The organism is Bacteroides acidifaciens (assembly GCF_903181435.1).
In the GTDB taxonomy this organism is placed as follows: Bacteria; Bacteroidota; Bacteroidia; order Bacteroidales; family Bacteroidaceae; genus Bacteroides.
In genome coordinates this window covers 148,101-172,165 of the sequence record NZ_CAEUHO010000001.1, presented here as the reverse complement: position 1 = coordinate 172,165, position 24,065 = coordinate 148,101, and the positions used below count along the sequence as shown (strand labels likewise).

The following is a 24,065-nucleotide window of genomic DNA, read 5'->3' as shown; positions in this document are numbered from 1 at the left end:
TCGGCTTCCACCCTTTTCTTTTTATTTATTGCAAACATCATTTAACCGACAAGGGTTATCTAATAGTCACCATCGTAGCCCCGAATCCATATTCTTGGAAAGAGGCATCCTGATAACGGCAATTGCTATACTTCCGCTTCAGTTCATCAAGGATAGCTTTCCGAAGTACTCCATCACCCTTGCCATGTATAAAAACAATTTTCTGCTCACGCTTATTTTTATAGTTTTCCATCACTTCACGAAACTTGTCCAATTGATAATTCAAGATTTCGGCATTCCCCATGCCTTGAGTATCATCCAACAAAGAATCAATGTGAAGGTCTATTTCAACAATTCCACTTTTTCCACCATGGGCATGGTTAGGTTTCACGATAGGTTGCGACTTCGGTTTATCTACCGATTTCTTCTGCAACAAAGCAATTTGGATTTCTTCGGCTGAGACATAGACTTGCTTTGCAGGCATATCATCCTTTACAATATTATATATCAAAGCTGGTTCTTCAAAGAAGTCGGAATTACTGAATGTATGCAGTTTGTAGAATTTCACAGTATCGATCCGTATCTCTACGCTGGCAGCTGGTTTGATAGCCGCAGGCTTACCGTCCTTGAAAGCTATCAGTTGTACAGCCACCCGTTCCATTTCATTCAACATATCTTTCGTAAACTCTTCCAACAGCAATTTTGTATTCGGTTCCACCAGACCATGCGAACGGTTTTTCCAAGCTTTTCCTTCCGCGCTCAAATAGGTATAGTACAAATAATAATTACTATCGTTCACCAAATAAGTTTCGAAAGGAGTGGTCATCATAGCCTTTGCATCCTCGGGCACGTAAGCAAGAAATACATTCAACGTATCTCCCCCACGCACTTCGGGATAACGCTGAATGACAGGCATTTCCGGTTTTGAGGGCTTAGCAGGCTCTTCCGACTTCGGAGTCGAGGAACTCGGTTTTCGCTTCATATTATAATCATCTGTTTCAACCACCACACACTCACGTATCGGCATAGGAATGTCGAATCCGTCCGCATCTTCCACCAAAACAAAATCCTTTCCCTGGAATCCAGTTACGATTCCACCGCCTACCTCACTGAGAAAGCGTACTTTATCTCCTATTTTCATTGTTGCATATTCCAATTAAAGTCCAAACTAAAAAAACGAGTAACAAAGATAGAGATTTCTATGAAATTAAACTGGGATTTGGTTCTAAAAACAAAGAACCCGCTTTCATTCACCTTTTTTATTATAACTTTGCCACACAAAATGCCAAACATATTATTTGAAATCCCCAATTAACAACGAAAACCAATGAAAGAATTTATTAAAGTCATCGCCTTTGACGCAGATGATACCTTGTGGAGCAACGAACCTTTTTTTCAGAAAATAGAAAAGCAATATACCCACCTGTTACAGACTTATGGTACTTCCGAAGATATTTCAGCCGCTTTATTCCAGACGGAAATGAATAATCTGAAATATCTCGGATACGGTGCCAAAGCTTTTACCATTTCCATGATTGAGACTGCTCTACGAATTAGTGGACAAAAGATTTCGGGCACAGATATACAGCATATTATTGATTTAGGAAAATCATTACTAGAAATGCCTATTGAGTTATTGCCCGGAGTAAAAGAAACACTGAAAGCCCTGAAAGAGAGAGGACAATACAAGTTAGTTGTCGCTACAAAAGGAGATTTGCTTGACCAGGAGAACAAACTGGAACGCTCCGGATTAGCTCCCTATTTCGATCACATTGAAGTAATGTCCGATAAAACTGAAAAAGAATATATCCGAATGTTGAATATCCTGCAAATTACTCCTTCAGAACTTGCCATGGTCGGCAATTCCCTGAAATCAGATATTCAACCGGTTCTATCTTTAGGTGGATATGGAGTACATATTCCTTTCGAAGTAATGTGGAAACATGAAGTGATAGATACATTCACACATGAGCATTTGAACCAGATAGAAAAGTTCGATGAATTGCTAAACCTGTTCGGATAATTATAACAATTTCATCAACTCAGCCGCCCGGCATGCTTCAATCGAATTTCCGACAGAAAGTTTCTCCAATATATTCTGTCGGTGTCGGTTGACTGTATTCACACTAATATAGAGAGTAGCTGCTATCTCTTTACTTGACAACCCTTTGCGTATGCAGCGAAGTATTTCCTTTTCACGTTCAGACAAGATATTGCGATGTTCTTCTGAAAGGAAGAGTGTTTCCACCTCCCCGCGTTCCATATGGGTAATGGTCGGATATATCCCTTGTTCCATCCGTTGGTCTGCCGACAAAGTATAAAGACAAAAAATCAGCCAAACACTCCCGGAAGGAGTATTTTCCATGATTTGAACCAGATTATCTATGTACTGATATTCTCCGTTCTCATTCTTCATACGCAGCCTGCACCTTCCTCTATACTTCAACCGTTCTTCAGGAGACATGGCAAAAGTTTTCTGAAAAAACTTATATTCCAACAAGCGTTTCTCTACCAAATCTTCCGGATGAATTCGCCGATAGATGCAATCCTCATCCATCGAATCAATAACGCTTAAAGCGGCCTCTTCCTGAGTTAATCCCAGAAAATGCGCCCACGGATGAACTGTTACATAGCTTTTGCGGTTCGAAAGGTCAGAAATTACAGCACATCCGCCATTAATCCCCGTCAATGAACGGATAAAATGCCGATGTTGCTCCACAATTCCTTTGTCTAATACCTCATTGGTTATCAGTTGCGTAGCATAAACCTCATCAATTTCCTTTTGTAATACGTCCATCCTGTAAAATGGTTATTATTCAGTATTGCTGCATATAAAGGCATGACCTACCTTTGCAGCACAAAGATAATTAAATAAGAAACAACCATGAAACATTTAAAAATCAAAATCATGTCAATAGCCTTATTGGCAATAACAACATCTGTTATGGGACAAAGTCTGAACAAAATGAACTGGCTGAACGAGCCTCAACAATGGGAGATAAAAGAAGGTAACACTCTAGTTATGGACGTACCTGCCAAAACCGATTTTTGGCGAATCTCTCATTATGGATTTACAGTAGATGACGGACCTTTCTACTATGCTACGTATGGTGGGGAATTCGAGGTAAAAGTAAAGATTACCGGTAACTACGTGACCACTTTCGACCAAATGGGACTGATGCTTCGCATTGACCATGAGAATTGGATAAAGACAGGAGTGGAATTTGTTGATGGCAAACAGAATATAAGTACCGTAGTGACACATCGAACCAGCGACTGGAGTGTAGTGCAGTTACCGGATGCCCCACGTTCTATTTGGATAAAAGCAGTCCGTCGGCTAGATGCCGTAGAAGTTTTCTTCTCACGTGATGACAAGGAATATATAATGACACGTATCTGCTGGCTACAGGATAACTGTCCGGTTATGGTAGGCTTGATGGGCGCTTGTCCTGACGGCAAGGGGTTTACTGCCATATTCGAGGAATTCAAAGTAACCCCGTTAGCAGATCAACGAAGATTGGAATGGGCAAAGAAGCAACAGAATAAGTAAGGATAACACAAAAAATAATTCTGTCATTCACTATAATGTGAATGGCAGAATTATAATAATAAAAGCTACTGTCCGAGGAATTTTACAAATTTCTGTTTCGCCTGATTCATAAGCTCCTCATCAATGCAAATATCCGATGTAAACCACGAATGCGACAATTCAATCTCTTTTTTCTTGATAGACCGCTCCCAGTTTCCTGCCACTTGTCCCTCATGAAGAATAACCGGATAAAACAAACCATTATTGGTAAATGCTTTCGGATAATGCTCTTTTGGCAAAACATCCGTCCGGTCTTTGTATCCTAACAGATACTCATCGTATGAAGGAAGAAGATGTAAACTACCGGAAACTTTGCCGCGCGTCCGGCACGTCTCATGGATATACCATGTCTGCCCATTCCATTGATCCGCCGTCAATTCCGAATCTATTAAATAGATAGCCTGCTTTGCATCTGATATAGGCAGCCCGGACCACCAAACGAAATCCTGCAATACAGCCGGAGCATGGCTACGAAAATAACTCCTCGCTAAACGCGCCAACGCCTCATCCTTTGTAACTTCCGGCATTGGCGGCACCCGTTCTTCCAAAAGAGCATAAGTACACTTTCCGCCTTTATCCACTCCGCTACAAATAATACCTTCCTGCTCCGCACGTGCCATAAACCGGGTCATACGATGATTATCAGCCTCAGCCAGAATCCCCGAACGACAAAAGTGTTCAGTAATTTCCTGCTTGGTCAGACTCTTATTTCCACAAAGAATTTTCTCCAACAGATCATAACTTTTAGCATAAAGTTCATCAGTTATTTCCAAATCATACCCTTTGGCAAAAGAGTCATTAGCAGCCTTAATACGCTGGGCAGACAACTTCAACATCCAACGAATATCCTCAGCAACTACAAGATGCCACGTCGGACGCATTACATGTGTTCGCAAAATCTCACCATCTCGCAAAGCCTTCTCCACAGTCTGAATCGTTGCCGACTTCAACCGCATTCCCACTGCCCATTTCACCATCGTATAATTTTGCGCCTGCATAGCCCCCATCCAGGAAACCAACTCTTTCGGCTTACGGAAAAGCGGATTCAGCAACTGCTGATTTTGTAAACGAATATCCGGTATCTTCATATAAACAAATTTTATAGCACAAATATAAAAAATCCTTGCAACAAATCACCATAAACTACAGAATCTTGAACTTCAGGAAAGGAGAATCAAAGAAAAATGCCTATTTTTGTCATCTCAAACCTAAGATGATAAAAAAATGCGTTATAGACTTTCAGCTCCTTCCGCAATCAAAGCCACAATTCAATTGCCGGCTTCCAAGAGTATCAGTAACCGTGCACTCATTATCAATGCATTGGCAGAAAGCAACTGTACTCCTGACAATCTATCCGATTGCGACGATACACGCGTGATGATAAAAGCCCTCACCCAAAATGAAGAAACAATTGACATCATGGCTGCCGGAACCGCCATGCGCTTTCTGACAGCCTATTTGAGTGTTACACCGGGAGAACGGATAATCACAGGCACAATACGCATGCAACAACGCCCCATACAAATATTGGTCAATGCCCTTCGTGAACTGGGAGCGGAAATAAGCTATACCAATAATGAGGGATTCCCCCCTTTACGCATAAAAGGTGCAGAACTGAAAGGGAACGAGATTGCGCTGAAAGGAAATGTCAGCTCCCAATACATTTCAGCTTTACTGATGATAGCTCCGGCACTTAAAAACGGTCTGGTGTTGCATCTGAGCGGTGAGATTATTTCACGCCCTTACATCAACCTTACATTACAATTAATGCAGGACTTCGGTGCAAAAGCAGCATGGACTTCTTCAGACAGCATCTCCGTAGCTCCACAATCTTATACAAGCATTCCGTTTACAGTGGAGAGTGATTGGAGCGCAGCTTCTTATTGGTATCAAATTACAGCATTATCCCAAAAAACTGAAATTGAGTTATTGGGATTATTCCGTAACAGTTATCAGGGAGACAGCCGTGGAGCGGAAGTATTCTCGCGGTTAGGAATAACTACAGAATTTACCACCAAAGGAGTTAAACTCAAAAAGACAGGGAAAGCACCGGAAAGCCTGGAAGAAGACTTCATTGACATACCTGATTTGGCACAGACCTTTGTCGTCACTTGTGCCTTGATGAACATTCCTTTCCGCTTCACAGGACTGCAAAGTCTGAAAATAAAAGAAACCGACCGTATTGCCGCTTTAAGGAATGAACTGAAAAAGCTGGGATACCTAATCGAAGAAGAGAATGACAGCGTATTAATGTGGAACGGCGAACGATGCGAACCGGAAGAAACTCCCGTCATTGCAACATACGAAGACCATCGGATGGCAATGGCATTTGCACCGGCAATAATCTGCCACCCTACTATGCAAATCGCCGACCCGCAAGTCGTTACCAAATCATATCCCGGATACTGGGAAGATTTGAAACAGGCTGGATTTCAGATTATAAACGAAGATTAATAGCCAGATATAGTGGAAGATTTCAAGAAAGATACTCCCCGAATGAAGAAAATACTAATTATAGGCGCAACTTCCGGTATTGGCCGCGGGCTGGCGGAAGCATATGTTCAAGAAGATTGCCTCATCGGCATTACAGGTCGCAGAGAAAACCTGCTACAAGAGATATGCGCCCAAGACAAAGACAAACTATTCTATCAAGTATGCGACATCACCGACATGCAGACTACCATTCAGTGTTTGGAAACACTCGTGCAAGAAATGGGTGGAATGGATATACTGATAATCTGTGCCGGCACGGGAGAGCTCAATCCCGAACTTTCTTATCAACTGGAAGAACCGACTTTATTGACCAACGTAATAGGATTCACCAACATAGCCGATTGGGGATTCCGTTACTTTGAACAACAAGAGAGCGGGCATTTAGTCACCATTTCTTCCGTAGGCGGTACACGTGGTAGCGGCATCGCACCTGCCTACAATGCATCAAAAGCCTATCAAATCAACTATATGGAAGGACTACGGCAGAAAGCCACCAAATCCCCCTATCCTATTCATACGACAGATGTCCGTCCGGGGTTTGTAGATACAGCGATGGCTAAAGGAGAGGGACTGTTTTGGGTAACTCCTGTTGATAAAGCTGTGAAACAAATAAAAGAGGCTATTCATAAGAAGAAAAAAGTAGCATTTATCTCAAAAAGATGGAAATACGTAGCCCTACTATTTCGCTTGATACCGTCAGCTATTTATTGCCGGATGTAGTAACTGATAATAGTTTATACGAATATTGCTATCTACCGGATTTCAGCCATGTCTGTAATCCTTCCTAAACATATTCTCCCAATAATGACGATAGACTCACAAATATACAAGATAAACGCAATGGAAACGGATTTTAAGACTCAATAATTAATGATGGAAGAATAAGTTCTTTCAGAACTAGGATGATTTATAAATTAGAATTAACAATACAAATATATAATATATTTTAATATATTGCACTCATTTATAGAAAAAATATCAAATTAAAGTGCATTATTTCTTTTTAAAAGCACAACAATGCTTATTTAATATTCAATTCTAATATAAACACATCTCTTATTTCCTTAAATATCATTATTCTATCAAGTAAAAAACAGTCATCTAACAAATATGAAAACGGTAGATAATAAGTAGAAAATACAGCGTTCCAAAAGAGTAGATTCCCGACTTTAAAGTTTTAAACCAAGCATTTTATGTCAAGAATAAGTTCTGAAAGGACTTATTAAAAAGTTACTCCAGACTCTAGGAAAAAACTTTAAATTCAATGCTATGTTAAAACAACTAAAGTCAGTTAGCATGTTGTTGTTTCTACTGACAGTGTCAGCAGGAACCGTTTATTCGGAGACTGGTGGAAACACCTTGAATGTTTCCGTTGTACAGCAGGGTACTACTTGCAAAGGTGTTGTAAAAGATGCAACAGGTGAAACCATTATCGGCGCATCCGTTGTAGTCAAAGGCACAACGAACGGTACAATCACCGGACTTGACGGTGATTTCTCTCTAAACAATGTAAAAACCGGAGACATTATTGTCATCTCTTTTGTAGGGTATCAGACTCAGGAAGTCAAATTCACCGGACAATCATTGAATATCATTCTAAAAGACGATACTCAAAAGCTGGATGAGGTCGTTGTTGTTGCTTTCGGTACACAAAAGAAAGTAAATGTGACAGGAGCCGTATCCACTGTAGGAGCAAAAGAAATCGCGGCACGTCCCGTCAATTCTACTATCGAGGCTTTGCAAGGTGTAGTTCCGGGCATGAACATCTCTACCGGTGACGGTGGCGGCTCCTTAGGTTCGGATAAAAAATTCAACATTCGTGGCGTCGGAACAATCGGTGCCGGTTCGAAGGTAGAACCATTGGTACTCATTGATGGCATGGAGGGAGACATGAATGCGATCAATCCACAGGACATTGAGAATATTTCCGTACTGAAAGATGCAGCCGCTTCTTCCATTTATGGTTCCCGTGCACCAGGTGGAGTTATCCTGATTACAACAAAGAAAGGTAAATCGGGAAAGACGGTAGTCAACTATAACAACAACTTCCGTTTCGTATCTCCACTGAATATGCCGGAAATGGCTGATTCCTACAACTTTGCCCTGGCCATTAACGATCAGCTGACAAATGGCGGGCAAACTCCGATGTACAGTGACACAAAACTTCAACAAATTCTGGATTTCCAAGCAGGAAAAGGTACACAGTATATGTGGCCGACCGATGCAGGAAGATGGAACTCATTCGACGACCCCCAACGCAAGGATGTGATGCCTGCCGGCAACACCGACTGGCTGAAAACATTGTTCGGCAACAGTTTCACTCACGAACATTCATTGAGCGTAAACGGTGGTACAGATAAGATACAATATTATCTTTCAGCCAATTATCTAGACCAAGGTGGTCTGTTGAAATTTGGTGATGACAACAAGCAACGATACGCTTTTACAGCAAAAATCAATGCCGACCTTACTAAATGGTTAAAGATAAGTTATAGTATGCGTTTCAACCGCACAGACTATGAAGCTCCTTCATTTGCCGGCGGAGACATCAAGAGCAATGTGTTCTATTTCGACGTATGCCGTTACTGGCCTGTCATTCCGGTAGTAGACCCGAACGGATTCTACACTGTCGAATCCAAAATTTACCAATTGACAGAAGGCGGACGCTACAAATCGCAAAAGGACATGATGGCACATCAACTCGCTTTCATCGTTGAACCCATCAAAGACTGGAAAATCAACGTAGAGCTGAACTACCGCTCCAATTATGACTTCAATCATACCGATTATCAGACCGTATATGGTTATGACGTGAACAAAGACCCTTATATAATTGCCAACCAGACTTCCGGTGTGACAGAATATGCATATAAGAGCAATTTCTTCAACCCGAACATCTTTACCGAATATAATAAGGCACTGGAAAGTGGACACAACTTTAAAGTGATGCTGGGCTTCCAAAGTGAATTGTTCAAACAACGTGATATTACCGCTTCACAAGATGGTATCATGTCAGGAGTCGCCACATTAAATACCACCCAAACGAATGCACAGAACAGAGGTGGATACAGCGAATGGGCAACCGCTGGATTTTTCGGACGTCTCAACTATGATTACAAGGGACGTTATCTGGCAGAAGTCAATATGCGTTACGACGGCACATCACGTTTCCTCCGGGATAACCGCTGGAATCTGTTCCCGTCCTTCTCTTTAGGATGGAACATCGCCCGTGAAGCATTCTTCGAAGATTTTACCGACTTGATCAGCACACTCAAGATACGCGGTTCATGGGGCGAACTGGGTAACCAAAATACAGATAATTGGTACCCGTTCTATCGCACCATCGACATTAACAAAAACCAATGGGGCAATTATGCATTAGGCAGCTGGTTGGTAAACGGTGCAAAACCGAACATTTCCAAGGAATCTGCCCTGGTATCTTCCTTGCTGACTTGGGAAAAGACACAAACACTAGATCTAGGTTTCGACCTGTCGATGCTCAACAATCGCCTGAATGTGACATTCGACTACTTCCAACGTAAATCAAAAGATATGGTAGGCCCCGCCCCCGAACTTCCCAACCTGCTGGGTATTGATGTCCCCAAAGTAAATAACCTCGATATGACTTCCAAAGGTTGGGAAATACAGGTAAACTGGCGCGACCAAATCCGTGACTTCAAATATGGAGTTACTCTATCCCTGTCGGACAACCAAGTAGTCATCGACAGATATCCCAACCCATCAAACACAATTCTCGATAAGGATAATAACAATACGTACTATGCCGGTGCTCATGTAGGTGACATATGGGGCTTCCAAACAGTCGGCATCGCAAAAACCGATCAGGAAATGAAGGATCATCTCGCCAGTATGCCCAATGGCGCACAAGACGTACTGGGTTCGGGTTGGGGAGCTGGTGATGTCATGTATGCCGACTTGAATGGCGACGGTCAGATAAGCAGAGGTAACAAGACCCTTGCAGACCATGGCGACTTGAAAAAGATCGGTAACAGTACACCACGCTATAACTTTGGCTTGAATCTGGATGCCGCCTGGAAAGGCTTTGATCTGAAACTGTTCTTCCAAGGAACTATGAAACGTGACTATATGCCGGGAAGCGGTTCCACCATGTTCTGGGGGGCAGTAGGTTACTGGCAGACTAACTTCTTCAAGCAACATCTGGACTATTTCCGTGGAGCAGATACGACTAATCCATTAGGCCCCAATCTCGGCGGTTATTATCCTCGCCCTCTTGAGAACGACAGAAACCGTAATCCGCAGACCCGCTACTTGCAGAATGCGGCTTATTGCCGACTGAAGAACGTGACTTTAGGCTATACATTACCCAAATCACTGACAGAAAAGTTCTGCGTGAACAACCTTCGCTTCTTTGTTTCGGCAGAAAACTTATTCACCATTACCAATCTGGCTGACACATTCGATCCCGAAACTGTCGGTATCGGCAACTGGGACGGATGTACCTATCCATTATCCAAAACTGTATCATTCGGTTTAAGTGCAACTTTTTAAATGACAGAAAATTATGAAAAAACATATCAAACTTTTAACAATAGGGACATTGCTGTTGGGCGGACTGACCGGCTGTAATGATTTTCTAGACAGGGAACCTCTGGATAAAGTTATTCCCGAAAAATATTTCGCATCTGAAAGTGATTTGGCTGCTTACACTATCAATGCTTATCCGTTTGAAACTGTGACGGACGCGTATGGCATTAACTTCTTCGGCAAAGATAACGATACTGATAACCAAGCCAGCGGTGACTCCCCGGCATTCTGGATACCCGGTCAGAAGAAAGTTCCGTCGGGCGAAGGCGACTGGGACTGGAAGAAGATACGTGCCTGCAACTATTTCTTTGACAACACTTTACCTAAGTTCGAAGCGGGTACCATCACCGGCAATCAGGATAATGTAAAACATTACATCGGAGAGATGTATGTGATACGTGCATATAATTACTATAAATTGCTGGTTTCTTTAGGAGATTTGCCCATCATCACCACAGCATTGCCCGACGTAGAAGAGACTTTGGTGGAATCCAGCAAGCGTCAACCACGTAATAAGGTGGCACGTTTCATTTTAGATGATTTGCAGAAAGCGACAGAATTATTGCTTGATAATAGCCCCGGTAAAAAGAATCGTATCAGCAGAAATGTAGCACATTTACTGCGTGCACGTGTAGCCCTCTTCGAAGCAACTTGGGAAAAGTACCATAAAGGGACGGCATTCGTACCCGGTGGAAAAGGATGGCCGGGAAATCCCGCAGACGTGAGCGGTTTCAACATTGACACAGAAATAGCTTATTTTCTTGACGAAGCCATGAAATCGTCCAAAATAGTGGGCGACTATATTGTCGGAAAACTGGCAGAGAACACCGATACTCCCGAGGGAATGAATGCCAGTCTGGTTTCCATCAACCCTTATTATACCATGTTCTGCGATGAAAATATGGAAGGATACGATGAAATTCTGATGTGGAAACAATTCAAGGAGGGGTTGGTGACAAGTAACCTGCAAATGGAACTGGAACGCAACGGCGGCGGTTCCGGATGGACTCGCGGCATGGTCAACTCTTTCCTTATGCGCAACGGGCTTCCGATCTACGCAGACGGTTCGGGTTATGAACATAATTGGGAAAAGAAAGGAGTCAACTCCACTCTGCAAAACCGGGATTCACGTATTGTTATCTTTACCAAAAAGCCAGGCGATGCGAATACGGAAGATGAGGGTGATGTGAATTATTACGGTAATGACGGTACTCCCAGCTATTGTTCTATCCGCTTCATTTACGGCGACAAGGGAAGTCTGGCGACAACAGGTTTCATCATCAAGAAAGGCAAACATTACTCCAGTCATATGGCCAATGACCACAGTGCAGGAACATCAGGCGGCATTGTTTTCCGTGCTGCAGAAGCCATGTTGATCTACATGGAAGCTTCCTACGAAAAGAACGGCAGAATTGACGCAACAGCCGACGGATATTGGAAAGCTTTACGCCGACGTGCCAAAGTGGACGAAGACTATAACAAGACAATTACCGCGACACAAATGAGCGAAGAAGCCAAAGGCGATTTCGGTGCTTATTCTCACGGGCAACTGATAGATGCTACATTGTATAATATTCGCCGTGAACGCCGCAACGAACTTTGTGCAGAAGCTTTGCGTTGGGAAGACTTGAAGCGCTGGCGTGCGTGCGACCAGTTAATATCCAAGCCTTACCGTGTAGAAGGTATGCTATACTGGGGAAGTGACTATGAAGATCAACTGCAAGACTTATGTAAAGTAGATCCGGCCGAAGGCAATATGTCTTCATCCGATTTAAGCAACTATATTCTTCCGTACGAAAAAATCACGAAGAATAACCTGATAGCAGGGCAGAACGGCTTCCTCTTTACTCCGGCTCACTATCTGAATCCGATAGGCATGGCTGTATTCCGCCAGACTGCTTCGGACAAAAATGACTTTACAAGTTCTGTGGTTTATCAGAATCCGGGTTGGAAGATTGAAGGAGATACCGGTGCACAACCAGTAGAATAACAATAAAAAAGATAAAGGCTATACTCATTGATTTCATAAATAAATCGACCTTACCATTATATGCTCAGCCTTTTATCAGAACTATCTGTCATTCAGAGCGTAGCGAAGAATCCCCACTCCTAAACAAATAAAAAAGGAGTCCTTTACTACACTCCGAATGACAGATTTTTAAAAAGACTTCTCATTTGCCATCTTCCACATATTCAGGAAAGATGCCTTGGTGATTTCCACGACCTTATCCCAGTTCAGCCGTTCGGCATGGTCAGACGGTTGATGGTAATCGGGATGTCCATCTGTATGATACCATATGATTGGAATACCCACTTTGGCAAATGTCCCGTTATCACTTCCACCTGTCGGATTATCCCATGCACGATAATCCGGTTCCAACTGCAAGCCATATTTCTTAATATCCTCTTTCAGCCAGTCACCGAAAGCAGGATGGGCAGCCGTATAGAAATAGACCACATGGCAGGGTTGCTGAGGTTTGTTATTACGGCCAATCATATCAAAATTCAAATAGCCTTTGATTTGAGAGACAAAAGGACAAGTCTGTACAAAGTATTTAGAACCAAGCAATCCTTTTTCTTCTCCATCCCAAAAAGCGAAAATTACATTTCTTTCCGGCTGCTGCCCACTGGCTACAAATGCTCTTGCTATTTGTAATACAGCCGATACACCGGATGCATTATCATCCGCGCCATTATAAATTTGGTCGCCATCGAGTGCAGGGTCTATTCCCAGATGGTCGAAATGAGCACCTACTATCACATACTCCTTAGTATTTTTGCCGGGAATCATTCCTAATACATTCCTCATGGAAAGCTTTTGGTGAACTTCCTTTTTTAGTTTGGTAATAGAATCGGGATGAACTTCCAGACGCCCTTTCTTCTGGCGTTCTTTCCGATAGGCTTCGAAAGGCTGGAAATAGCTGTCGTTCAAAGGCTGTACGCCCATCCACTGTAATAAAGAAGCTATGTATTCCGAAGATACATACGAACCATGAAATCCCGCTTCGCGTCCTTGAAGCTCATCTGCTGCAAGAAAACCGATAGTGGCTTCAGCAGAAGAGCGGTTGATACTTTGCAATCCTTTTTCTAAAGGAGCTTGTGCAAAAGTTATGACTCTTGTAAACAACAGTCCAAACAATATCAGAATTAACTTCATCATATCCTGTTTTTTAGCGTTATCCATGTTAGTTAGCAGAAGGAGCCTTACTGATAGCCCATCCTTTAATCAGTTCTTTATTACAAAGATTTTCTCCCGGATTTTTATAATAAGAAATAAAATATGACTTTCCGTATCCGGGATTATCCGCAGGAATTTTAATCAATTTATCAAATATCGAATTCAAGGCATTTTCATCCAAATTACAAGAATTACATTCCAAACCTCGTAATTGATTATTCTCAGGAATCAAGACACTCTCTAATTGTCTGTTATTACTACAATCTAAAGTATACAATAATGGCTGTTGCGACAAATCCAATTCGGTTAATTGATTAGAGCCGCAACTCAACTCTGTCAATAAGGGCAATTGAGATAAAAAATCTAATGACCGGAAGGCACACCCACTGATACGTAATGTCGACAGTGCCAATCCGTCATCAAATTCCAACGTGGACAATTGCGGATTATCATAGCAAAAGATATAATTCAGAGATGGCAATCCTTTCAATGAAAGAGATTGTAAGCTGCACCCGGTACAGGACAAGCCTTCCAAAACGGGATGTTCTCCCAACTTTAGTGAACTCAATTTTGGGAGCGTATAAAATTGTAGCCCTTTCAAATTCGGACACTTGTCAATGTCGAGAAGTTCCAAGTCAGGACAATTACCAATGCTAACCACCTCTACATTAGGACAAGAGGAACTCAAATCAATCTTCGAAGTATTCATTAAACTGCTGAGCAATAAGGTTTTCATCTTAGGGAAATAACCTAAACGAAAATTACTTGTAGGAATCAAAAGAGCTTCGACATTACAGATATCTATTTCTTCCGCCCATATCCTCACCTGATAAGCTCTGGAATTTCCATATTTATACATAATAGGGGCATCTCCCGGATTTGCTATCTTCTGCAACCGTCCGTCTCCCCATTCAATAGCCATTTTTCCACCGCCGGCAACTATCTGTAACTGCTTCCATTCACCGGTAGCATCCACCGTAAACTGAATCGTATTATTATCCGTTAATTCCGGAATTTCGAAGTCGTCTCCAAACACGCTTCTATCTTCATCAGAACAAGAAATCAAGCCTACCAACAAACATAAGCCCAACAAACCAAACAGCAGTTCCTTTTGTTTCATAGTACAAGTACCTTTAATTTGTAATGTACAAAAGTAAGAAAAGAAATAGATATCATACGCCTATAGAATGCAAATTTATAAGTAACTTTGCAGAAATTTGATTTAGTACGATTATGTGGATACTCATTATAGGTCTGGTATTGCTGGGTGTTATCGCACTGATAGCCGGAATCATCCGCAACAAAAGACTGCAAAAGAAAATAGAGAGAGGCGAACTGGACCGTATGCCGGAAGTGAAGGAAGTGGATACAGAATGCTGCGGACAACACGAAGTATGCGAAAAAGACAGCCTGCTGGCTGCCGTCAGCAAGAAAATAGAATATTACGATGATGAAGAACTGGACCAATTCATCGGACGCGAAGGGAGTGCATACTCAGAAGAAGAGACAGATATGTTTCGGGATGTATTATACACCACCAAAGATGATGAAGTGGCAGGATGGGTACGTAGCCTACAACTTCGCGGCATTGAATTGCCGGACGAGCTTAAAGATGAAGTGTTCCTGATTATCGGAGAAAGAAGAACATGAATCTACTACAATATACATTCTTTCAACATGCCCTGTTAGGAAGCCTGCTGGCAAGTATCGCCTGTGGAATCATAGGAACATACATTGTTACCCGCCGCCTGGTATTTATCAGTGGGGGTATCACCCATGCTTCTTTTGGTGGAATAGGCTTAGGGTTGTTCGCGGGAATTTCCCCGATACTCTCCGCTGCCGTCTTTTCCGTTTTGTCCGCCTTTGGCGTCGAATGGCTCAGCAGGCGGAAAGATATGCGTGAAGATTCTGCCATAGCCGTATTCTGGACGTTGGGCATGGCATTGGGAATCATGTTCAGCTTTCTGTCACCGGGATTCGCTCCCGACCTCTCTGCTTATCTGTTCGGGAATATCCTGACTATCAATCAGGCTGACTTATGGATGCTCGGTATACTGGCACTGCTGCTGACCGGATTCTTTTACCTGTTTATCCGTCCCATTGTATATATCGCTTTCGACCGTGAGTTCGCACGTTCACAGAAGATTCCGGTAGAGATATTCGAATATGTATTGATGATGTTCATCGCGCTGACGATTGTAGCCTGTCTGCGCATGGTGGGTATCGTACTAGCCATTTCCCTTCTCACCATTCCACAAATGACTGCCAACTTATTCACGTATAGTTTCAAGAAAATCATTTGGTTGTCCATCGTTATCGGTTTCTTGGGATGCCTGGGCGGATTGTTCATTTCTTATCATTGGAAAGTTCCTTCGGGAGCCTCGATTATATTCTTCTCTATCCTGATTTATGCTGTTTGCAAAATAGGAAAGAGTTGTTGCAGGAAATAGTCATTATAATAGATTAGCATATGGAAATCAAAATTCAATCACTGGAAAATATCCATGAAGCAGCCCGCGAATTCATTGCTGCTATGGGCGACAACACTGTATTTGCTTTGTACGGAAAGATGGGTGCCGGCAAAACGACATTTGTCAAAGCACTCTGCGAAGAATTGGGCGTAGAAGACGTTATCAGCTCTCCTACTTTTGCCATCGTCAATGAATATCGTTCGGACGAGACAGGGGAATTGATTTATCACTTCGACTTTTACCGTATCAAGAAGCTGAATGAAGTGTACGACATGGGATACGAAGATTATTTCTACAGCGGTGCGCTTTGCTTCATCGAATGGCCGGAACTTGTAGAAGAGCTGCTGCCGGGCGATGCCGTAAAAGTAACGATTGAAGAACTGGAAGACGGAAGCAGAGTTATTAAACTATGACCGGACAATATATCGTACAAGGAATATTTGCGTTGGCAGGGAGTGTCTCCCTGCTGGCGTCATTGCTCAACTGGAACTGGTTCTTCACAACACGCAATGCACAGACCATTGTCAGAAACGTAGGACGAAACCGGGCACGGTTATTCTACGGCATACTAGGGGTTATCATCATCGGTATGGCCATTTTCTTCTTTGTGGAAACACGGAAAGCCATTGCTCTTTGAGGCAACCTTTTTCAGACAAAAGCACAAAAGGACAAAAGACTGCAAAAATAGCCTCCTTTGTTCTTATGTCTAAAGCAACTGCCGCGCTTTCATCTCCAAATACTTATTAATCACATCTATCGAAAGATTCTCCGGTGTAGTTAATAAGGAATAGATTCCATGCTGTTTCAAGGTAGAAACAACCAACCGCTTTTCGTAAGCGAACTTTTCCGCAATCACATGGCGGTAATAGCCTTCCGTATCTTTGGCAGGAGTGGCAATGTATTCCTTCAATTCGGCATCCTCGAAAAAGACGACAAGCAGACGGTGTTGGCGGTTCAATTGCTTCAGATAAGCCAACTGACGGTTCATGCTGGATATACCGGAGAAATTTGTATATAATATCAACAGGCTCCGTTTGCTGACATGCTTGTTCAGATGCACACATAGAGCCGAGAAATCCGTTTCCCCGAAAGTAGTCTTCTGGCTGTAAAGTTTCTCAAGCAAGGTCTGCATATGTCCTGGTTGCTTGGAAGCAGGGACAAACGTATCGAAATGCTCATCAAAAGTCACCAAACCCGCCTTGTCCTCTTTCTGCATCGCAACGTACGAAAGTACCAGCGAAGCGTTTATTGCATAATCGAGCAAAGTCATTCCACGAAAAGCCTGCTGCATCACTCTCCCCTTGTCTATCACATTATAAATCTGTTGTGAGCGTTCATCCTGATAAACATTCACCATAAGTTCATGTCGGCGGGCACTCGCTTTCCAGTTTATCGTACGGTAATCATCACCCTTCACATACTCTTTTATCTGCTCAAACTCTGTGTGGTGACCTATACGGCGTATACGCTTTATTCCCAGTTCGGTAAGATTATCACTGATAGCCAACAATTCATATTGATGAAGCATCAGATAAGACGGATATACTTTGATATCCGTCGGTTTGCCGCAAGTGTATCGACGGGAAACCAAACCTATCCGCCCGGTAACGAAAACCCGGATATGTCCGAAAGAATAAACGCCCCGACGCGTAGGACGAAGCCGGTAACTAACCGTTTTCCCTTCGTTTGCCCGAAGACTGACACAAAAATCAATATCACGCTTCTGAAAGATGAAAGGAATTTCGTCAATGATTTCCAAAGTGACAGGACGGGGATAACTACTCTCTACCCGGATACTTACCTCATTCTCGTCCCCATTGGAGAAACGGTCGGCACATTGGCGGAATGCCTGAATTCCACGAACACTATAAAGCAGATAGCCATCCGCCAACACAGTCAGGAAAAAGGCAAAAAGCACCCACTGTCCGATAACAAAAAGCGGAGCAAAAACGTATCCACTACCCAACAAGAGGATAATTACGACAAGGGCAATATAGAAACGACGGGTTAAATACAACTTATCAATCAGATATTAAAGATTAAAAACTAAAGACCGTAGACAGGTGATAATCGACTGTCCATTATTTAGGAACTTCGACCTTATCAATCAAGCGTTGAGTCACCTTCACCGGAGAATATCCTTCCATTTCCGCTTCCGCCGTCAAGATAAGGCGGTGCTGAAGTACGTAAGGAGCTACGAACTTAATATCTTCCGGCGTCACAAAATCCCGTCCCTGCAAGAGTGCATAGGCCTTTGAGGATTGCAGCATGGCTACGGATGCACGCGGAGAAGCTCCCAGATACACAGCCTTACTGGTACGCGTCTGCTGCACAATCAATGCAATATACTGGAGTAGCGTACGGTCTACAAATACCCGGTTCATGAAAGCACGTAACGACAGAAGCTCTTCCTTGGTAATGGAAGACGTAATGCTGTCCAGTTTCACCAACGTAGCATTGGTATGATGACGTTCCAAGATATCCACTTCCTCTTCCAATGAAGGGTAATCCATCGTTATCTTCATTAGGAAACGGTCGAGTTGCGCTTCGGGAAGTTTGTACGTACCTTCCTGTTCCACAGGATTCTGAGTAGCAAGAATTGTATAAAGTTCCCCCATCCGGTACGTGGTTCCGTCAATACTAATCTGACGTTCTTCCATCACTTCAAACAAAGCAGCCTGCGTTTTGGCAGGCGCACGGTTGATTTCGTCTACCAATACAATGTCCGCGAAAATCGGTCCTTGATGAAAGTCAAAGCCATTGGTCTTCATATTAAACACCGTCGTACCCAATACATCACTCGGCATCAAGTCCGGTGTAAACTGGATACGGCTGAAGTCAGCATCAATCAGACGAGCCGTCAAGCGGGCCAACAAGGTCTTTGCCACTCCCGGCACACCTTCTATCAGCACATGGCCATTAGCCAGAATGGCTGTCAGCACCAAATCCACCGTTTGTTCCTGTCCGACAATGACGGAAGCAATCCGGTCTTTCAACTCTTGTATCTTCTCGGAAAAGAGAGTTAAATCTACTCGCTGTTCTGTATTCTCTTCCATAAATTTCTTCTTTAGATATGATTGATTATTTCATTCATTTTATCAATAAACACTTTCATCTGTTCAGAGTCGATAGTGCGTCCACCGTAAAGCACCAGTCTGACTTCATGGATAAACTTCGCAATATCTTCGGTATCCATTCCCGTTTTGCGGGCAATCCTCTCGAAAGAGCGTTTGTCATCCGCTACTTCTTCAATATCCACTTGAATTTCTCTTCGCAACACTTCTGCCAAATACGCAAACTTCTTACGCACCAAGTCAACATGGTCTTTCTTCTGAAAATAAAGAGTACCTATCAGTTCTGTAAATTCGAGAGACTTGTTTGCCGGCTCACGAACAACAGGAATAGCCCGTTGCCGTCTTTTTGCGGTAAATATCATGAAGAGCAGGATGGTAATCATCGTCAGGTATAAAGCCCAGCGAAGCGGCTGATGCGCAAGCAGATAACGGAAAGGCGACTGTTGTACTTGTGCTGTCGCTTTCATATATCCTTCACTACGAACAATTGGGAGTTCCCCCATCTGCGACAGTAAACGAAAGATATAATTTGCGTTATTCCCGTCCAACACACCATAATTAGTAAACAACAACGGAGTAGAGACGAGTATAATTTCCCCTTTCCCCCACGGACGAACCATCGCCAACAGCGGATGATAGTTATTGTACGCTTTCACAGAATCAGAATCAGCCAACGCATCACCGATAGCGTCCGACATATCTTTCTCCGTCAACTTCCGTACCGGCAATGAGTCATAATTCCTAAAATAGGAATTACAGAATTGCGGATAACAGCGGTATAGCTGTCGGGAATAGACTGAATCAGCCACCCAATAAATACTGTCTTTCCCGAAAATCGAAGAAGCGTACTTCTTGAAAGCAGCCGCACTAAAATGAGAATATGTACAATAAAACCGCAAAGTATCTTCCAAATACTTAGGATAGTTATTGCTTACCAGCATAATCTTATTCCCCCGTTTCGCCATTTTCAATAGAGCATTCACGTCTGCCTCTACCATAGACAAATTGTTGGCAATCACAAGTATGCCCTTATTGCCATTGTCCGTCGTATCCCCCTCCATCTGATAGAACGTCTCCTTAGATATGGAATAGCCATTAGGCAAAGAAAAAGACAGCAGACTGTCGAACAGCGCACAACCGAGCGGCTGCTCATCATAATGGCTGAAAGTAGGTGTCCACACAAACTTTTTCGGTAAATGATACTCTATCGCAAACATAACCAGCAGAAAAGCTACAATAAAGATAATAAACCAACGGCTTCCCTTCATGAGATGCCTCCTTTCCCTATTTCTTCCTGCAACGCCTGCATGGTACGGAAAAGTTCTTCCGTCGCCTCAAAGTTTCCGTAACGTACCCGCAAAAAATGATTGGTAAGTTGGCGGAAAGCCGGCAAACGGACTTCATTCAGATACTGTGTAGGCGTTTTATAAAGTTGCCAGTCGATGCGTTCCGCATCGCTGAGCTGTTTTAATGTCTGCAAATAAAGCAAACGTACCGCTTCCCGATAATCCTGGCGGGAAAGCGCTTCGGCAATTCCTCCCGGAAAATCTACGCCATAAATCGTATCTTCCCCTACGGTATAAGGCAATGCATTCTTAGGCGAACGCATGAACAGTTCGGGACGCTTTTTATAAACGAACCAGATAATCAGAAGCAGAAGAATAATGGCAATGCATATCAGGATAAGCCCCGAATACTCTTCCGCGAAACGGCTGCCGAATATTTTGCGCAGAAGTTCCCCGAACTGCTTACTAATCCACTCAAAGAGGTTAAGCTCCGGAGTAATCAGTTCACGGTTATAGTCGTATGCCGGATCAGACCGCCAAAGAGCAATCTTCGCCGTATCACAGACCAATGTATCAGCCGGGGAAGTTAGATTCATCTATTCCGGATTTATTTTAGAGTTTATCAAAGTTGTCAATATCACTTTCTACCGTTATGCTGTCCACCACTTCCGATGCATGACCGTACTGATATACCAATCCTACAATACTGAATATAGCCGACAGGTAAGAGCCGTACAACATCAGAATAGAAAACAGATATTGCGCAAAGTTCAGTCCGACGGACGAAGAGACTTCACCACCGTCACTCATGGCAAAAACCATTTTCACGATATAAATGACATACCACGGTATAGAGACAATCCCTTGCAATACGCTGGCAATGATTCCCATCACAATCAAAATCAGGAAAATTCCTCCCCAGGTAGCAAATCCCAAACGGAATGTCTTCTTAAACGCCTCCATCAGCGAAATATCTTCAAACAAATAGATAGGAGCCATCAGCGCCAAAGGTATCATGAATGCGAACAATAACGGAAAAGTGAGCAACAGTGTAAAAGGAGTCAATACAGCCAATAACACCATTATAATGATGACAAACAAGAATAAGAAGCCGATAGCCACCCCCATGAGAAACAATCTCTTGACATTGTGAAGCAACAACGGTTTTATGTCACTGAATACAATACCGTTCAGACGTTCCTCACGTTCATTGTACAAGCGAACCATTCCATAAATCAAGGAAGTCAGCAACAAGGCTCCCAAGCATGAAAAGAAAATAATCCCTGCATAGTTCAATGCAAACGCAGGTCCCAAAAGTGCGAAAGGATTGTCACCCGTACTTCCTGCTGCCTGCATGGCGGTAAGGTCTGTCATACCTCCCATCAGTCCGCTAAAGTTTGCGACCTGAAGCAAACAGATAGGGAGTACCAAATAAGTAGAGTACTTGAACAACTGTTTCCAATTCTCTTTTATAAAGTCAAAAGAAGCGTTCAACTTTTCGCCGAAAGGGCGTTTTACGTACATCGCAATCTTAGGTTTCTGTAATTCCATGTTTTTTTCTATTTGGTAAATAAATATAGTAGAAAATGATAAATGCCAGAGAAGTAAGGATCACGCCCAGCCTCAACATATCAGGAAGTTCGGTGTGACGGGTGAGAAAGCCCTCGATAAAACCTGCCATGATAAATACGGGAACAGTGCCGATTACAATTTTCAGTCCTCGTTTTGCCCCTCTCCGGAAAGATTCCAGTCTCGAATATGTTCCGGGAAACAACCATCCGTTGCCCAAAGCCAGTCCGGCGGCACCGGCTACGATAATCGCCCAAATCTCAAGCGTTCCATGCAGCCAAATGGCAAGGCTGGATTCCCAAAGCAAATCGTGTTGATAAAAGAAAGTCTGAAAAGCTCCTATCATAATTCCATTGGTAAGAAGCATGTATCCCGTACCGAAACTGGTTAATAATCCCATTACAAAACAGTTGAAAGATACCATTATGTTATTGAGGGTAATCCCCAAGAACATCGGAACTTCGGAAGAGCCGCCGTATACAGCCATCGGTTCGCCATTGGCTATATTCTCCAATGTCATGTCCACATAACCATTCCCCAAAATCAAACGGACAAAATCAGGATCATTTGCAGCGGATAAAACGCCAATCAGCACACTGGCTACAAAAATGAGAAACGAAGTCAACAATTCCCGGCGTGCGTCATACATGGTCCGGGGGACTTCCTGCGTCCAAAAGGTGATAATCCGTGTCCACTTCTCACGTTTATTCCGGTAGATTTCGTTGTGCAACGCCGAAGCCAGATTATTCAGATAAATCGTAATGCGGGAAGTCGGAAAATGTGTCTGGGCAAACGCCAGATCGGCAGTCAAGTCCGTATAAGCATCGGCAAGTTGGTCAGGGGACAGGTTTGCAGCCTGCTCCACCACCTTCTCAGTCTCTTTCCATTTTTCAATGTTCCGACGGATAAACGTAACTTCTTTCATGCTTTTCAATAGTTTCCGGATAAGTTTTGTCCGAAACTGGAAACAAAAGTAAGAGAATTATGATATATTTGCAACGGAATCCCAAAAATGTTTAACCCCAAATGGCAGAATCTACGATAATCACCGGGCAATTCGTCCGTATCAGCCAAACACCCGCCAGTATCGGCGAGCGATTTCTGGCATTAGTCATCGATTATTTTCTGATCGGGCTTTACATCTTCTCCACAGCTACGCTCTTGTCCAAATTAAATTTACCGTCAGGATTCAGTTGGTTCTTTTTTCTGTGCGTCGTTTATTTACCGATTCTCGGTTATTCTTTTCTTTGTGAGATGTTCAATCACGGACAGAGCTTTGGGAAGAAACTTATCAACATCCGTGTCGTAAAAGTAGACGGTTCTACTCCAAGCATCGGCTCTTATCTGTTACGGTGGCTTCTTTTCCCAATTGATGGTCCCATCACAAGCGGCCTTGGACTTCTGGTCGTTTTACTGAATAAGAACAATCAACGATTAGGGGATCTAGCTGCCGGTACTATGGTGATTAAAGAGAAAAACTATCGTAAGATACATGTCAGCCTGGATGAATTCGACTATCTGACCCAGAATTATCATCCGGTATATCCGCAGTCGGCTGATTTATCTCTCGAACAAGTGAATGTAATTACCCGGACTTTGGAATCCGGCGAGAAAGACCGGGCAAGACGTATCACGGTACTTGCCCAAAAAGTACAGGAATTACTTTCCGTTACTCCTCGTGAGGGTAATCAGGAAAAATTCCTTCAGACGATACTTCGCGATTATCAATATTATGCATTGGAAGAAATATAACCTGAATACCCTGTTTAAGACTATTCTGGCAAGGGATTATTCTCACCGCAGTGAGAATAAATTCTCATAGCAATGAGTATTTTTTCTCATAGTAATGAGAACTTTTTC

The 24,065-nt window shown here is 43.0% G+C and carries 22 protein-coding genes; 11 read left to right on the top strand and 11 right to left on the bottom strand.

The features are described from left to right. Positions 1–55 precede the first annotated feature (55 nt). Positions 56–1,120 carry a DUF2027 domain-containing protein gene (locus CLIN57ABFB40_RS00665; RefSeq protein WP_175628455.1) on the bottom strand — a complete coding sequence of 355 codons (1,065 nt, stop codon included), beginning with the start codon at positions 1,118–1,120 and terminating at the stop codon, positions 56–58. Positions 1,121–1,306: 186 nt separating this feature from the next. Here CLIN57ABFB40_RS00665 and CLIN57ABFB40_RS00660 point away from each other — a divergent pair, with 186 nt between their 5' ends. Beyond that, complete coding sequence (locus CLIN57ABFB40_RS00660) at positions 1,307–2,002, top strand: HAD family hydrolase (RefSeq protein ID WP_175628454.1); 696 nt, start codon at positions 1,307–1,309, stop codon at positions 2,000–2,002. Here CLIN57ABFB40_RS00660 and CLIN57ABFB40_RS00655 read toward each other — a convergent pair whose 3' ends face one another. Then, positions 2,003–2,776 carry a response regulator transcription factor gene (locus tag CLIN57ABFB40_RS00655; RefSeq protein ID WP_175628453.1) on the bottom strand — a complete coding sequence of 258 codons (774 nt, stop codon included), beginning with the start codon at positions 2,774–2,776 and terminating at the stop codon, positions 2,003–2,005. Positions 2,777–2,863: 87 nt separating this feature from the next. Between CLIN57ABFB40_RS00655 and CLIN57ABFB40_RS00650 the strand changes: the two genes are divergently transcribed. After that, complete coding sequence (locus CLIN57ABFB40_RS00650) at positions 2,864–3,529, top strand: DUF1349 domain-containing protein (protein WP_254871675.1); 666 nt, start codon at positions 2,864–2,866, stop codon at positions 3,527–3,529. A 65-nt stretch (positions 3,530–3,594) separates the two neighbouring features. Here the strand turns inward: CLIN57ABFB40_RS00650 and CLIN57ABFB40_RS00645 are convergent, their stop codons facing one another. Further along, the gene (locus CLIN57ABFB40_RS00645) at positions 3,595–4,656 is read right to left on the bottom strand and encodes a winged helix DNA-binding domain-containing protein (protein ID WP_175628452.1); all 1,062 of its coding nucleotides are present in this window, start codon (positions 4,654–4,656) and stop codon (positions 3,595–3,597) included. A gap of 136 nt (positions 4,657–4,792) precedes the next feature. Here CLIN57ABFB40_RS00645 and CLIN57ABFB40_RS00640 point away from each other — a divergent pair, with 136 nt between their 5' ends. The 4 genes from CLIN57ABFB40_RS00640 (at position 4,793) to CLIN57ABFB40_RS00625 (ending at position 12,617) form a co-directional block, all read left to right on the top strand. Beyond that, on the top strand, positions 4,793–6,022 hold the full coding sequence (locus CLIN57ABFB40_RS00640; RefSeq protein WP_175628451.1) for a 3-phosphoshikimate 1-carboxyvinyltransferase: 1,230 nt from the start codon (positions 4,793–4,795) through the stop codon (positions 6,020–6,022). Positions 6,023–6,064: 42 nt separating this feature from the next. Beyond that, entirely contained in the window at positions 6,065–6,781 is a 717-nt protein-coding gene (locus CLIN57ABFB40_RS00635) for an SDR family NAD(P)-dependent oxidoreductase (protein WP_175628450.1), read from the top strand. A 576-nt stretch (positions 6,782–7,357) separates the two neighbouring features. After that, positions 7,358–10,591: a SusC/RagA family TonB-linked outer membrane protein gene (locus CLIN57ABFB40_RS00630; protein WP_175630310.1), complete on the top strand. Its 3,234-nt coding sequence runs from the start codon at positions 7,358–7,360 to the stop codon at positions 10,589–10,591. Positions 10,592–10,604: 13 nt separating this feature from the next. After that, positions 10,605–12,617, top strand: coding sequence for a RagB/SusD family nutrient uptake outer membrane protein (locus CLIN57ABFB40_RS00625; RefSeq protein ID WP_175628449.1), 2,013 nt, complete (start codon positions 10,605–10,607; stop codon positions 12,615–12,617). A gap of 168 nt (positions 12,618–12,785) precedes the next feature. On the opposite strand, the gene CLIN57ABFB40_RS00620 is transcribed toward CLIN57ABFB40_RS00625, so the two are convergent. Continuing rightward, positions 12,786–13,787, bottom strand: coding sequence for a M28 family metallopeptidase (locus CLIN57ABFB40_RS00620; protein ID WP_410489584.1), 1,002 nt, complete (start codon positions 13,785–13,787; stop codon positions 12,786–12,788). Positions 13,788–13,812: 25 nt separating this feature from the next. Continuing rightward, a complete protein-coding gene (locus CLIN57ABFB40_RS00615; protein WP_175628448.1) occupies positions 13,813–14,925 on the bottom strand; it encodes a leucine-rich repeat domain-containing protein in 1,113 nt (370 codons plus the stop codon). 113 nt (positions 14,926–15,038) lie between these two features. On the opposite strand from CLIN57ABFB40_RS00615, the gene CLIN57ABFB40_RS00610 reads away from it, so the two are divergent. From CLIN57ABFB40_RS00610 to CLIN57ABFB40_RS00595, 4 genes are read left to right on the top strand one after another with little or no spacing between them, the layout of a single operon-like run. After that, positions 15,039–15,455 carry a phospholipase gene (locus CLIN57ABFB40_RS00610; protein WP_175628447.1) on the top strand — a complete coding sequence of 139 codons (417 nt, stop codon included), beginning with the start codon at positions 15,039–15,041 and terminating at the stop codon, positions 15,453–15,455. Next, positions 15,452–16,255, top strand: coding sequence for a metal ABC transporter permease (locus CLIN57ABFB40_RS00605; RefSeq protein WP_175628446.1), 804 nt, complete (start codon positions 15,452–15,454; stop codon positions 16,253–16,255). The genes CLIN57ABFB40_RS00610 and CLIN57ABFB40_RS00605 overlap by 4 nt, the downstream gene beginning before the upstream one ends. Before the next feature lie 20 nt (positions 16,256–16,275). Then, positions 16,276–16,689, top strand: coding sequence for a tRNA (adenosine(37)-N6)-threonylcarbamoyltransferase complex ATPase subunit type 1 TsaE (gene tsaE, locus CLIN57ABFB40_RS00600; RefSeq protein WP_175628445.1), 414 nt, complete (start codon positions 16,276–16,278; stop codon positions 16,687–16,689). Then, positions 16,686–16,913 carry an immunity 17 family protein gene (locus CLIN57ABFB40_RS00595; RefSeq protein WP_175628444.1) on the top strand — a complete coding sequence of 76 codons (228 nt, stop codon included), beginning with the start codon at positions 16,686–16,688 and terminating at the stop codon, positions 16,911–16,913. The genes tsaE and CLIN57ABFB40_RS00595 overlap by 4 nt, the downstream gene beginning before the upstream one ends. Positions 16,914–16,982: 69 nt before the next feature. Here CLIN57ABFB40_RS00595 and CLIN57ABFB40_RS00590 read toward each other — a convergent pair whose 3' ends face one another. From CLIN57ABFB40_RS00590 to CLIN57ABFB40_RS00565, 6 genes are all read right to left on the bottom strand, one after another. After that, entirely contained in the window at positions 16,983–18,293 is a 1,311-nt protein-coding gene (locus CLIN57ABFB40_RS00590) for a DUF58 domain-containing protein (protein WP_175628443.1), read from the bottom strand. A 64-nt stretch (positions 18,294–18,357) separates the two neighbouring features. Further along, complete coding sequence (locus CLIN57ABFB40_RS00585) at positions 18,358–19,332, bottom strand: AAA family ATPase (protein ID WP_175628442.1); 975 nt, start codon at positions 19,330–19,332, stop codon at positions 18,358–18,360. A gap of 11 nt (positions 19,333–19,343) precedes the next feature. After that, positions 19,344–20,618: a DUF4350 domain-containing protein gene (locus CLIN57ABFB40_RS00580; RefSeq protein ID WP_175628441.1), complete on the bottom strand. Its 1,275-nt coding sequence runs from the start codon at positions 20,616–20,618 to the stop codon at positions 19,344–19,346. After that, positions 20,615–21,232: a DUF4129 domain-containing protein gene (locus CLIN57ABFB40_RS00575; protein ID WP_175628440.1), complete on the bottom strand. Its 618-nt coding sequence runs from the start codon at positions 21,230–21,232 to the stop codon at positions 20,615–20,617. The genes CLIN57ABFB40_RS00580 and CLIN57ABFB40_RS00575 overlap by 4 nt, the downstream gene beginning before the upstream one ends. A gap of 16 nt (positions 21,233–21,248) precedes the next feature. Continuing rightward, complete coding sequence (locus tag CLIN57ABFB40_RS00570; RefSeq protein ID WP_175628439.1) at positions 21,249–22,187, bottom strand: hypothetical protein; 939 nt, start codon at positions 22,185–22,187, stop codon at positions 21,249–21,251. Continuing rightward, a complete protein-coding gene (locus CLIN57ABFB40_RS00565; RefSeq protein WP_175628438.1) occupies positions 22,168–23,130 on the bottom strand; it encodes a stage II sporulation protein M in 963 nt (320 codons plus the stop codon). Before CLIN57ABFB40_RS00565 ends, CLIN57ABFB40_RS00570 begins: the two co-directional genes overlap by 20 nt. A gap of 101 nt (positions 23,131–23,231) precedes the next feature. On the opposite strand from CLIN57ABFB40_RS00565, the gene CLIN57ABFB40_RS00560 reads away from it, so the two are divergent. Then, a complete protein-coding gene (locus CLIN57ABFB40_RS00560; protein ID WP_175628437.1) occupies positions 23,232–23,957 on the top strand; it encodes an RDD family protein in 726 nt (241 codons plus the stop codon). Positions 23,958–24,065 lie beyond the last annotated feature (108 nt).